Origin of the sequence: Micrococcus sp. H39-S4 (genome assembly GCF_027158145.1) — a bacterium.
In the GTDB taxonomy this organism is placed as follows: Bacteria; Actinomycetota; Actinomycetes; order Actinomycetales; family Micrococcaceae; genus Micrococcus; species Micrococcus luteus.
The window spans coordinates 1-12202 of the sequence record NZ_JAPVLT010000007.1 but is presented as its reverse complement, the minus strand read 5'-3'; the positions used below and the strand labels follow the sequence as shown (position 1 = coordinate 12202).

General features: G+C 72.2%; 12 protein-coding genes. 2 read left to right on the top strand and 10 right to left on the bottom strand.

What is annotated here, in order from left to right; genetic code table 11:
- From trpA to O3T09_RS08130, 10 genes are all read right to left on the bottom strand, one after another.
- Positions 1-807, bottom strand: a complete 807-nt coding sequence (gene trpA / locus O3T09_RS08175) for a tryptophan synthase subunit alpha (protein WP_073116851.1) — start codon at positions 805-807, stop codon at positions 1-3.
- Positions 804-2129, bottom strand: a complete 1326-nt coding sequence (gene trpB, locus O3T09_RS08170) for a tryptophan synthase subunit beta (protein ID WP_122054299.1) — start codon at positions 2127-2129, stop codon at positions 804-806. The genes trpA and trpB overlap by 4 nt, the downstream gene beginning before the upstream one ends.
- 29 nt (positions 2130-2158) lie before the next feature.
- Positions 2159-2965, bottom strand: coding sequence for an indole-3-glycerol phosphate synthase TrpC (gene trpC / locus O3T09_RS08165; RefSeq protein WP_049146874.1), 807 nt, complete (start codon positions 2963-2965; stop codon positions 2159-2161).
- A 5-nt stretch (positions 2966-2970) separates the two neighbouring features.
- Positions 2971-3294, bottom strand: a complete 324-nt coding sequence (locus O3T09_RS08160; protein ID WP_269295484.1) for an HGxxPAAW family protein — start codon at positions 3292-3294, stop codon at positions 2971-2973.
- Between the two features lie 125 nt (positions 3295-3419).
- Positions 3420-4025, bottom strand: a complete 606-nt coding sequence (locus O3T09_RS08155; RefSeq protein WP_036338648.1) for a Trp biosynthesis-associated membrane protein — start codon at positions 4023-4025, stop codon at positions 3420-3422.
- A complete protein-coding gene (locus tag O3T09_RS08150; protein ID WP_269295483.1) occupies positions 4025-5575 on the bottom strand; it encodes a chorismate-binding protein in 1551 nt (516 codons plus the stop codon). The genes O3T09_RS08155 and O3T09_RS08150 overlap by 1 nt, the downstream gene beginning before the upstream one ends.
- On the bottom strand, positions 5572-5952 hold the full coding sequence (gene hisI, locus O3T09_RS08145; protein WP_010078764.1) for a phosphoribosyl-AMP cyclohydrolase: 381 nt from the start codon (positions 5950-5952) through the stop codon (positions 5572-5574). Before hisI ends, O3T09_RS08150 begins: the two co-directional genes overlap by 4 nt.
- A gap of 44 nt (positions 5953-5996) precedes the next feature.
- Positions 5997-6767: an imidazole glycerol phosphate synthase subunit HisF gene (hisF, locus tag O3T09_RS08140; protein WP_010078765.1), complete on the bottom strand. Its 771-nt coding sequence runs from the start codon at positions 6765-6767 to the stop codon at positions 5997-5999.
- A gap of 47 nt (positions 6768-6814) precedes the next feature.
- Positions 6815-7663 carry an ATP phosphoribosyltransferase gene (gene hisG / locus O3T09_RS08135; RefSeq protein WP_269295482.1) on the bottom strand — a complete coding sequence of 283 codons (849 nt, stop codon included), beginning with the start codon at positions 7661-7663 and terminating at the stop codon, positions 6815-6817.
- Positions 7664-7716: 53 nt separating this feature from the next.
- Entirely contained in the window at positions 7717-7980 is a 264-nt protein-coding gene (locus O3T09_RS08130) for a phosphoribosyl-ATP diphosphatase (RefSeq protein WP_010078767.1), read from the bottom strand.
- Between the two features lie 1357 nt (positions 7981-9337).
- Here O3T09_RS08130 and O3T09_RS08125 point away from each other — a divergent pair.
- Both O3T09_RS08125 and O3T09_RS08120 read left to right on the top strand, forming a co-directional pair.
- Positions 9338-10759: a hemolysin family protein gene (locus O3T09_RS08125; RefSeq protein WP_036337238.1), complete on the top strand. Its 1422-nt coding sequence runs from the start codon at positions 9338-9340 to the stop codon at positions 10757-10759.
- Positions 10759-11775, top strand: coding sequence for a CNNM domain-containing protein (locus O3T09_RS08120; RefSeq protein WP_036337237.1), 1017 nt, complete (start codon positions 10759-10761; stop codon positions 11773-11775). The genes O3T09_RS08125 and O3T09_RS08120 overlap by 1 nt, the downstream gene beginning before the upstream one ends.
- Positions 11776-12202 lie beyond the last annotated feature (427 nt).

Below are 12202 nucleotides of genomic sequence, written 5' to 3'. Positions count from 1 at the left end.
TCAGCCCTCTCGGACCGTGCCGGCGGCGAGCTCGCGGGTCAGCGTGCCCACGGCCTGCGGCCCGCCGTCCGTCAGCGCGCGCACCAGGGCCGTGCCGACGATCGCGCCGTCGGCGTAGGCGCCGATCTCGCGGACGTGCGCCGCCTGGGAGACGCCGAGGCCGACGCACACGTGCTCCGCCCCGGCATCCTGAGCCCGGCGGACCACGGTCTCGGCGACGGTGGACACCGCGTCGCGGGTGCCGGTGACGCCCATGACCGACACGGCGTACACGAAGCCGCGGGAGGAGTCGACGGTGAGGCGCACCCGCTCGTCCGTGGACGAGGGCGCGGTGAGGAACACGCGGTCCAGGCCGTGACGGTCCGAGGCCTCCATCCAGGCGCCGGCCTCCTCGGGCACGAGGTCAGGGGTGACGAGACCGGCGCCCCCGGCCTCCGCGAGGCGGCGCGCGAACTCGTCGACGCCCATGCGGTCCACGAGGTTCCAGTAGGTCATCACCAGCACCGCGGCGTCGGTGCGCTGGGTCACCCGTCGGATGATGTCGAAGACGTCGGCCACGCGGAAACCCGCCTGCAGCGCCGTCTGGGTCGCGGCCTGGATCACGGGGCCGTCCATCACGGGGTCCGTGTAGGGCAGGCCCAGCTCGATGACGTCGGCGCCGTTCTCCGCGGCGGCGACGACGGCCTCGACGCACTCGTCCACGGACGGGTAGCCGGCCGGCAGGAAGGCGACGAGGCCGGTGCGGCCGGCCGCCTTCGCGGCGTCCAGGGCCGCGGCGGTCTTGGAGTGCACGGTCATGCCGGTCACTGCTCCTCTCCGGGGGTCATCTCCTCGAGCGGGTCCTTCTCCTCCGCGGCCGTGCCGAGGCCGAACCAGGCCGCCGCCGTGGCGACGTCCTTGTCCCCGCGGCCGGAGAGGTTCACGATGATGATCCGCTCCTCCCCCTCCGGGGCGTCCGGCCCCACGAGGCCCTCGTCCGCCCAGCGGCGGGCCAGGCGCAGCGCACCGGCCAGGGCGTGGGCCGACTCGATGGCGGGCGTGATGCCCTCGGTGCGCGTGAGCCGGAGGAAGGCGTCCATGCACTCGGTGTCCGAGACCGGCTCGTAGACGGCGCGGCCCGTGTCGTGCAGGAAGGCGTGCTCCGGGCCGACGGCCGGGTAGTCCAGGCCGGCGGAGATCGAGTGGGAGTCGATCGTCTGCCCGTCCTCGTCCTGCATCAGGTACGTGCGGGCGCCGTGCAGCACGCCGGTGCGTCCGAGCGTGATGGACGCGGCGTGGCGACCGGTCTCGAGGCCCTCGCCCCCGGCCTCGAAGCCGTAGAGCTCCACCTCAGGGTCGTCGAGGAAGCCGTGGAACAGGCCCATCGCGTTGGACCCGCCGCCCACGCACGCCGCGACGGCGTCCGGCAGGCGGCCGGCCTGCGCCAGGATCTGCTCGCGGGCCTCTTCGCCGATCACGGAGTGGAAGTAGCGCACCATGGCGGGGAACGGGTGCGGGCCCGTGACCGTGCCCATCAGGTAATGCGTGTTGTCCACGGAGGCGACCCAGTCCCGCAGGGCCTCGTTGATCGCGTCCTTCAGGGTGCGGGCGCCGATCGCCACGGGCACCACCTCGGCGCCGAGCATCTGCATGCGCGCCACGTTCAGGGCCTGGCGGCGGGTGTCCTCCTCCCCCATGTACACGGTGCACTCCATGCCGAACAGCGCGGCCGCCGTCGCCGTGGCCACGCCGTGCTGGCCGGCGCCGGTCTCCGCGATCAGACGCGTCTTGCCCATGCGACGGGCGAGCAGCGCCTGGCCGATCACGTTGTTGATCTTGTGCGAGCCGGTGTGGTTGAGGTCCTCGCGCTTGAGGAAGATGCGCACCCCGGGGGTGTCCGCGGCGAACCGCGGCACCTCGCTCAGCAGGGAGGGCCGGTTCACGTAGTCCCGGAACAGGGTCCGCAGCTCGGCCTCGAAGGCGGGGTCCTGCCGCGCCTGCTCGTAGGTGCGGGTGAGCTCCTGCAGCGCGGCCATGAGGGACTCGGGCATCCACTGCCCGCCGTAGTCGCCGAAGTAGGGTCCGGCCTGACCCTGATAGGGCCCCTCGAACTCGATCGCGGGCTCGGTGCTCGGACGGTCGGCGCTCATGGCGACCACGCTCCTCGGGTCTGGTTCGGTCAGCGGACGGTGAGGGACGCGGCGCGGAACGCGCGCAGCGCCTCCTCGGGGGCGCCGTGGCGCACGAGGGCCTCGCCCACGAGCACGACGTCGGCGCCCGCGGCGGCGTAGGCCTTGATCTGCTCCTCGGACTCGACGCCCGACTCGGCGACCCGGACGACGTCCTCGGGCAGCCCGTCGGCCAGCGCTGCGTAGCGGGCCGGGTCGACGTCCAGGGTCTTGAGGTTGCGCACGTTGACGCCGAGGATGCGGGCGCCGGCGGCGACGCCGCGCTCGATCTCCTCGGGCGTGTGGGCCTCCACGAGGGCGTGCATGCCCAGGGACTCGGTGAGCTGCAGGAAGCCGGCCAGCTCGGCGTCGTCGAGGGCGGCCACGATCAGCAGGACCAGGTCGGCCCCGTGGGCGCGGGCCTCGTGGATCTGGTACTCGGTGACGGTGAAGTCCTTGCGCAGGACCGGCAGATCGACGGCGGCGCGCACGGCGTCCAGGTCGGCCAGGCTGCCGCCGAAGCGGCGGGCCTCGGTGAGCACGGAGACGGCGCTGGCGCCGCCGCGCTCGTACGCGCGGGCCAGGGTGGCCGGCTCGGGGATCTCGGCGAGCGCGCCCTTGGAGGGGCTCGCCCGCTTCACCTCGGAGATCACCCGGATCCCCGCGGGGTCGGTGCGTCCGCCGTGCAGGGCCGCGTGGGCGTCACGCGGCGCGGGGGCGGCGGCCACCAGCTCGGCCAGGCGCGCCTCGGGCAGGGCACGGCGACGTGGCTCGAGGTCCTCGCGGACGCCGTCGATGATCTCCTGGAGGACGGACACGCGGATCAGTGACCGTGCTGGCCGCGACCCGCGCCGGCCTTGCCGGCGACGATGCCCACGACGACGCCCACGGCCATCAGGGCGAGCCCGATCCACACGACGACGCTCCAGTCGGCGAGCAGGCCGACGCAGCCGGCCACGAGGCCGACGAGCACGAGCGCCACCATGGCCCACGCGCCGGGCGAGTTGCCGTGGCCCGGCAGCTCGAGGTGGGTCGGGTCGTTGAGCACCAGGCCGTCCTCGGTGACGACGACGTCCTCGACGGCGCCGCGGCGGGCGGCGCGACGGGTGGTGGGCTCGGTGTGCGCGGTGTTCGCGGTGTGGCTCATGGCTGTCCCTCACTGGTGCGTGGTGTACATGACGACTGTCCCTCATTGTGCCATGCGGGCACGGGACCGGGCCCGCGTGACCCGGGACGACCCGGGCGGTGCGGGGCGGTCCGAGAGACGGGCGCTCACGTGGGGTCGTTGCCGCGGGACAGCTCGTCCCACGCGTCCATCTGGTCCACGCGCCGGCGCTGGGCCGCCTCGCGGGCGGACTGCGCGGGCTGCTCCCCGGCGGCGGCCGGGCCGGGCTCGGAGGCCGCAGGCGCCTTCTCGTAGCGCCGGGACGAACGCCAGCCACGGCCCGCCAGTGCCGCCACGACGCCGCACAGCGCCGCGAGCACGCCGCCGGCCGCCGCGACCCACGGCCACGCCGTCACGGCGTAGTCCTGCGCGAGCGCAGTGGTCCCGGTCGCGTCGGCGACCGCGGCGGCCGCCGTCGTCGCCGGATCCAGGGCGGCGGTGACCGAGGTCGAGGCGATCACGACCCCAGCCAGCGCCATGAGCACGCCGACGATCACGGCGCCGAGGCGCCGGGCGGTGGTCAGGGCGAGGGCACCGGCCATCACGACCAGGGCCATGGCGGTGGCGACGGGCGCGGCGGCGCCGCCCGACGTCGTCGCCTCGGAGGCGATCCCGCCGGACAGGCCCGTGGCGGTCACCCACGTGCGGCCCGCGGTGAGCAGGACGAGCGCGCCGGCGGCCAGCGCGGCGAGGACCACGGTGCGGCGGCGCATCACGCCTGCCCCAGCTCGCCCGCGGTCAGCACGGACCGCAACGGCGCCGTCGCCTTGGTGACGGTCTCGGCGGTCTCGGCGTCGGGGTCGGAGTCGGCGACGATGCCGGCGCCGGCCTGCACGTGCGCCTGGCCGCGGTGCAGCGTGGCCGAGCGGATGTTGATCGCCATGTCCATGTTGCCCGCCAGGTCGAAGTAGCCGACGACGCCGCCGTAGGGCCCGCGCTCGGTCGGCTCCCACTCGTCCAGCAGCTGCAGGGCGCGGGGCTTCGGGGCGCCGGACAGCGTGCCGGCGGGGAAGGCGGCGCGGAGGACGTCGAGCGCGTCGACGTCGTCGCGCATGCGGCCCTCCACATGCGAGACCAGGTGGAGGATGTGGCTGAACGCCTCGAGCTCCATGAACTGGGTGACCTCGACGGTGCCGGGGCGGCACACGCGCGAGAGGTCGTTGCGGGAGAGGTCCACGAGCATCAGGTGCTCGGCCCGCTCCTTCTCGTCCTCCACCAGGTCCTTGCCGAGGAGGCGGTCGTCCTCCTCGGTGGCCCCGCGCCGCCGTGAGCCGGCGATCGGATGGGTGACCACGCGGCGGTCCCGCACGGTGACGAGCGCCTCGGGCGAGGAGCCCACGATCTCGTACGGCTCCCCGTCCGGGGTCTCGAAGGAGAAGAGGTACATGTAGGGGCTCGGGTTCACCATGCGCAGGACGCGGTACACGTCCAGACCGGTCGCGTCCGTGGTGACCGAGAGGCGGCGGGAGACGACGGCCTGGAACACCTCGCCGTCGCGGATCGCCCGCTGGGCCTTCGCGACGGCCGCGCGGAAGCCTTCGGCACCCCACCGGTCCTCGGCCTGGGCGGCGACCTCGTCCGCGTCCGCCTCGAGCCAGCGGCGCGGGACGTCGCTGACCGGGTCCGCGGCCGGGGCGGCCAGGCGCTCGGCCATCGCGTCCAGGCGGGCGAGCGCGTCGTCGTAGGCGCGGTCCGCACCGGTGGCCAGGCCGTTGCCGTTCACCGCGTTGGCGATCAGCGTCACGGTGCCGTCGAGGGCATCGTGCACGGCCAGGTCGGTGACGAGGTTCATCGCGAGGTCGGGCAGGCCGAGGTGGTCCTCGGGCGGGTGCGGCAGGCGCTCCCACGCGCGGACCGTGTTCCACCCCAGGAAGCCGGCCATGCCGGAGACGAGGTGCGGCAGAACGCCTCCGACCTCGGCGCGCACGTCCGTGCGCAGCAGGCGCAGGCACGCCGCGAGCACGTCCAGGGCTCGGCCCTGCGTGGGCAGCCCCTCGGGCGGGGTGCCCTGCCAATGCGCCTCGCCGTCCCGCGAGGTCAGGGTGACGGCGGAGCCGGCCCCGATGAAGCTGTACCGGGACCAGGCCGCCCCCGGGGTGGCGGACTCCATCAGGAAGGTGCCGGGGCGGGAGCCAGCCAGGCGCCGATGGATCGCCAGCGGCGTGAGGCCGTCCGCCAGCACCGTGCGGACCACGGGGATCACGCGGGCGGTGTCCGCCAGACGCAGGAACTCCGCACGGGAGGGAGTGGTGGCGGCGGTCATCGGGCGGCCTCCTCGGGGTCGACGGCGGCCGGCGGCATGACGAGCTCGCGGCCGGTGAAGCAGGTGCGGGTGCCCGTGTGGCAGGCGGGGCCGGTCTGGTCCACGGTGAGCAGCAGGGTGTCGCCGTCGCAGTCCGCGTGGACCGCGCGCACCCGCTGCAGGTGGCCCGAGGTCTCCCCCTTGCGCCACAGCTCGCCGCGCGAGCGGGACCAGTAGGTGGCCCAGCCGGTCTCGAGCGTCGCGCGCAGGGACTCCGCGTTCATCCACGCCATCATGAGCACCTCGCCGGTGCCCTCCTGCTGGGCGATGGCGGGCACCAGGCCCCGGTCGTCGAAGGTCACGGAGGCCACGAGGTCGTCGGGCGGGGAGATGCTCATGGAGGTCCAGTCTAGGGAGCCGGAGCGGGGCGTGGCCGCCGGGGTCAGCGGACGGTGTGCCCCGCCTGCCGCAGGGCGTCCTTGACGCGGGCGAGCATGTCGTCCGGGCCGAAGTGGAACAGGGAGGCGGCGAGCACCGCGTCCGCACCGGCCGCGACGGCGGGTGGGAAGTGCTCGGGCTCGCCGGCGCCGCCGGAGGCGATCAGCGGCACGCGCGTCACGGCGCGCACGTCCCGGATCATCTCCAGGTCGAAGCCCTCGCGCGTGCCGTCCGCGTCGATCGAGTTGAGCAGGATCTCCCCCACGCCGCGCTCGGAGGCCTCCCGGCACCAGGCGACGGCGTCGATGCCGGTGCCGCGGCGTCCGCCGTGGGTGGTGACCTCATAGCCGGAGGCGCAGCCCGGGTCCTCCGTGCGCCGGGCGTCGAGGGAGAGCACGAGGACCTGGGACCCGAAGCGGCGGGTGATCTCCGTGATCAGCTCGGGCCGGGCCACGGCGGCGGTGTTGACGGAGACCTTGTCCGCCCCCGTGCGCAGCAGCCGGTCCACGTCCTCGACGGTGCGTACGCCGCCGCCCACGGTCAGCGGGATGAAGACCTCCTCGGCCGTGCGGGTCACGACGTCGTAGGTCGTGGCGCGGTCCGAGGTGGAGGCGGTGACGTCGAGGAACGTGATCTCGTCGGCACCCGCGGCGTTGTAGCGGCGGGCGAGCTCGACCGGGTCGCCCGCGTCCCTCAGGTTCTCGAAGTTCACGCCCTTGACCACGCGCCCGGCGTCCACGTCCAGGCAGGGGATGACACGCACGGCGAGGCTCACGTCGGCTCCTTCGTCTCGGGGGGGCTCGGGCGGGACGGCGCGGGCCGTCAGAGGCGGATCGCGTGGATCGCGGAGATCAGGATGCCGCGGGCGCCCAGGGCGTACAGCTCGTCCATGACGCGGTTGGCGTCCGGCTTGCGGACCATGGAGCGCACGGCGACCATCGTCTCGTCCCGCAGCGGGGAGACCGTCGGTGACTCCAGTCCGGGGGTGACCGCGGTGGCCGCCTCCAGCAGGTCACGACGGATGTCGTAGTCGATCATCACCCAGCGGCGGGCCACGAGCACGCCCTTGAGGCGGCGCAGCAGCACGTCGAGGCCCTCGGGGCGCTCCCCTGCGCGGCCGATCAGCACGGCCTCCGAGTCGAGGATGGACTCGCCGAAGACCTCCATGCCGGCGGCGCGCAGGGTGCTGCCGGTCTCCACGACGTCGGCGATCGCGTCCGCCACGCCGAGCTTGACGGAGGACTCCACGGCGCCGTCGAGGTGGACCACCTCGGCGTCAAGGCCGGTGCGCTCCAGGTAGGCGTGCAGCAGGCCGTCGTAGCTGGTGGCGATGCGCTTGCCGGCGAGCTGCTCGGCGGAGGTGAAGGAGCCGACGGGGGCGGCGAGACGGAACACGGAGCGGCCGAAGCCGAGCGCCATGATCTCCTCGGCGGTGTCCCCCACCTGCGCGTCGCAGAACAGGTCGCGGCCGGTCAGGCCGACGTCGAGGGTGCCCTGGCCGACGTAGACGGCGATGTCCCGGGGACGCAGGTAGAAGAACTCGACGTTGTTCTCGGGGTCCACGAGGACGAGCTCGCGGGAGTCCCGGCGTTGCCGGTAGCCGGCCTCCTGCAGGATCTCACGGGCGGACTCGGACAGGGCGCCCTTGTTGGGCACGGCGATGCGCAGCACGCGTCGGTCTCCTCGGGGTGCGGTGGGGCGGGCGGGGAACGGGGCCGGCGGCCTCAGAGGTGGCGGTAGACGTCCTCGAGGCTGATGCCGCGGGCGATCATCATGGTCTGCACGTGGTAGAGCAGCTGAGAGATCTCCTCGGCGGCGGCCTCATCCGACTCGTACTCGGCGGCCATCCAGACCTCGGCCGCCTCCTCGACGACCTTCTTGCCGATCGCATGGACGCCGGCGTCGATCTGGGCCACGGTGCCGGAGCCCTCGGGGCGCTCCTGCACCTTGCGCGTCAGTTCCGCGTACAGCTCGTCGAAGGTCTTCACGGGACCACCCTAGCGACCCTGCCCCTCCAGCCCAGACCGGAGTCGGTCATTGTGACGTACGGGACGGCGGGGTCTTCGCCACGCGCTGCACCTACGGGCCCACGTGGGACGTGCCGGCCGCTCAGCGTCCTCCCCCTCCCATGTCTGCACGTTCCTTCACTCCCATCGGGGCACGCGCGCGAGGCGGCCGTGGACGTGGGGATGACGGGCTGAACGTGCCCGTCCGGTCCGCACGCATGGCCCGGGCGACCTCCGACAGGTGGGCACGACACGCTCGTTTCTGACCCCAGCGACGACACCGCTCCTTGCACACCTGAGACACCACCAGGTCGATCACTGCCCCGAACCCCGCCCGGGCCCACCGCACCAGATCTCTTCCGCGACGCACACATCCATCTCGTCGACTGTCCACGCGTCCGGGCCTCGGGTCCAGGCCCTGGAGGTCACCGGCGGGCGGCGCGGCCGCGCCCACGTCGCCGACGGGGAACAGGAATGATGCGGCGAGAGGATCTGGGGGTAGCCGTCGTGGCCCTCCTCCCCTTCCCGGACGAGGAGCAGAGCCCCGCGCTCGGACCCGCGAACTGGAGCATGACCCACCACGATGAAGGCGACCCATCCCGTCCCGCACACCGAGTGAGCGCCCGGTTGCAGCGAGCGCAGAAGATCCTCTCCCGCTGGCGGGTGGCCACGGGCAATGCGGTGGAAGGCATGGAATGGGAGCGGGATCCCGGTGATGCGCAGCTCGTGGAGATGGCTCGGCTGCCCAGCAGTGCCGAGCTGCCCAGCGCTGGAGCCTGGCTTCCGGGGCTGGAGATCCTCATGGGCCTTCGTCGCAGACCTGGTGCCGGGCCCCCTCAACCACCGGCTCGCCACGTGCTCGTTCTATCGGGAGAAGGCTTCGGCGCCCGTCCCCTCGGCGCGTCGCCATGCTCGCCCTGACGTGAGCCGACGTTCGTGGGTGCGGGGCGTCGGCCGACTCCCACGGGGGTGGCCTCACACGCACCCGACGGTCTGTCCCACCACGTCTCAGACCCTCCGACACTTCTGTCCAACAGCTCGGTTTGGGACCGTTTCTGACGTGATGCTCTCGTGGGCGGACGGGGCGTGTAAAGGGGTATACCCGGCTGGACATCCTGGCGGGCAGATGCCCGATGTCGGCGGCGAGGCCACACCCCACCTTGCCCTGCGACCGGTTACCGGTGGTAATGTGCCGCCATTATTCATTCGACCCCTTATGGAGCCCCTGAATACATGAGCGACGGCCCAGCCGCCTGCCCTGGTGACAGTCCGAGCGTCACCCCCACCCCACCCCGCAGCTGGCGGGGTCGCCTGCACCTCGTGGGGAGGTGACTCAGGCATGGATCCAGTCCTGACACTGATCCTCGGATCCCTCATCATCCTGGCGATCATCGCCGCCAACGGCTTCTTCGTGGCCCAGGAATTCGCGTACATGTCTGTAGACCGCGTCCGCCTGCAGACCGCCGCCAAGGCCGGCGACCGCGCCGCCGCCCGCGCACTGCAGGTCACTCGCCGCACCTCCTTCATGCTCTCCGGCGCGCAGCTGGGGATCACGGTCACAGGCCTCATGGTGGGCTACGTGGCAGAGCCGATGGTGGGTGCGGCCCTGACCGAGTTGCTCGGCGGCACCGCACTGCCTTCTGAAGTGGTCATCGCCATCTCCACGCTGGGCGTACTGGTGGTGGCCACCCTGGTGCAGATGATCATCGGCGAGCTGTACCCCAAGAATTTGGCCATCGCCAACCCCGAGCCCCTGGCCCGCGCTCTGGCCCGGCCCACACAGATCTACCTCGGCCTGTTCGGCTGGCTCATCTGGGTCTTCGACAAGGCGGCCGAGGTGCTGCTCAAGCTCCTGCGCATCGAGCCAGTGCACGACGTCGACAGCACCGCCTCCGCCGAGGACCTGGACCGCATTGCCCTGGACTCCAGAGCTTCCGGATCCTTGCCCGCGGAGGTCTCCGTCCTGATCGACCGGGTGCTGGACTTCCCAGACCAGGACGTGCAGCACGCGATGGTGCCCCGCTCGCGTGTGGACGAGGTTCAGCCCCAGACCTCCCTGGCTCAGGTGCGCGACCTGATGGCCACCGGCCACACCCGCTACCCGGTGATCTCGAACGAACACGAACCGCTCGGGGTAGTCCACCTCACCGACCTGCTCGGTGAGACCCGGATGGCCCCGGACACCCCCGTGTCCGCCCTGATGCGCCCTGCACTGGTGCTGCCCACGATGATGTCCCTGCCCGACGCAGCCCGGGAGCTCGACGGCTCAGGGCAGCAGATGGCGTGCATCGTGGACGAGTTCGGCGGCTTCGTCGGCGTGCTCACAGTGGAAGACCTCGCGGAGGAGCTCGTGGGCGAGCTCACGGACGAGCACGACCTGCACCCCCAGGAGGAGATCACCGCCACAGGCCTGCACTCCTGGGTCCTGAGCGCAGAGGCCCACCTGGACGAGCTCGAGCGCCTCGTCGGGCACCCCCTGCCCGTGACCGAGGCCGAGTCCGCCGCCGGTCTGACCATCGACGCTCTGGGCCGTCTGCCCCGGGAAGGCGAGGTCATCACGATCGACCTGCCCGAGGACCCACGAGACTTCGGGGCTGAGGAGGTCTACGACCGCCACCTGCAGGTCGAGGTCCTCTCCATCCAACGCAGGGTCCCAGCTCGACTGCGGATCCACCTCATCGAGGTGCCCCGCTCTGACACCGCCGGCAGCCATGCCGCCCACGAGGCCCAGCCCGACGCCACCACGGACGAGGAGCGATGATGCACGGTCCACTGATCGTCATGCTCGTGACCACAGCGCTGATCGTGCTCAGCGCGATCTTCGTCATCATGGAGTTCTCCCTGCTGGGCGCCCGCCGGCACCGACTGGAGGCCGAGGCAGGACGCAGCCGCGCCGCGCGGGCCGCTCTCAAGGGAGTCGACGAGCTGACCCTCATGCTCGCCGCAGCCCAGTTGGGCATCACCTTGTGCACCTTCGCCCTGGGGGCGATCACCAAGCCGGCCGTCGACGCATGGCTCGGCCCCGTCCTGGAGGACTGGGGCATCCCCGCAGCGGCAGCCGGAACCGCCTCCTTCGTCCTGTCCTTGCTGGCCGTGACCTTCCTTCACCTGGTCATCGGGGAGATGGCCCCCAAGTCCTGGGCCATTGCCCACCCCGAGACCGCAGCCAAAGCCGTGGCCGTGCCCGCACGCGCCTTCGTCTGGACCGTTCGCCCCCTGCTGCTGCTGGCCAACCGGCTGGCCAACCGCCTGGTGACCCTCAGCGGCGTCACCCCCGTGGACCAAGCCGCCGTGGGCGGCTACGACGCAGCGGCCATTCGTCAGCTGGTTGAGCACTCCGCCGCCGCCGGCACCCTGGACCGGCAGAACCATGAAGCCTTGGCCGGTGCCCTGGACCTTCAGACCCTCACTCTCGGGGACCTCCTCCCCCAGGGTCAGCACCCGGTCAAGGTCGCCCCCGACGCCGACGTCGAGGCGGTCCAGAATGCCGCTGCGTGCTCAGGGCACTTGCGTATCCTGGTCCAGCCGGACCATACCCCTGAGAGCGTTCCGGGCGTCGTCCACGTGCGGGACACCCTCACGATGGAGCCTTCTGCGCCAATCCAGCCGCTTATCCAGCAGGCTCTGACGCTGCCCTCCACCACACCGTTGCACGAAGCACTTGCCTCCATGCGCCGCAACAGCCGCCAGCTGGCCGCAGTGACCCAGGACAACCGGTTCACTGGGGTCGTCACCCTCACCGACGTCTTGCGCGGAGTGTTGCCCCGCGCGGCTTGAGTCCACACCTCGGCAACACCACCGCGGGGGCCGCTGAAACGGCCCCCGCGGTGGTGTGGACAAAGAATCAGAATCGGCACAGTGGCCTCGCCCCCCATTCCGGCCTCAATGGGCTCAGTCATGCTCCGACTCACGGGCGTGTAACGGCTAAATCGGTCGTTTGTGGCGGCTGCTCGGTGTGCCGCCCGGTGTCATGTGTGGCTTGCGCCGCTATATGGCGGGGTTCTGTCGGAGCTCAGTGGCGGCCTCCAAGCACGCGGGCAAGAGGGCGCTGCGAGTGAGGCTCACGTTCCGCAAGCCGATCCTTCACCGGGACAGCGGCCGACGGCAGGCCGGAGGAATAGGCGTCGCGATAGGGTGCACCCCGCGCAACAGAACCGTTGCGAAAGGTCTAACACCCCAACGCAACAGAGTGGGCCGCCATGCG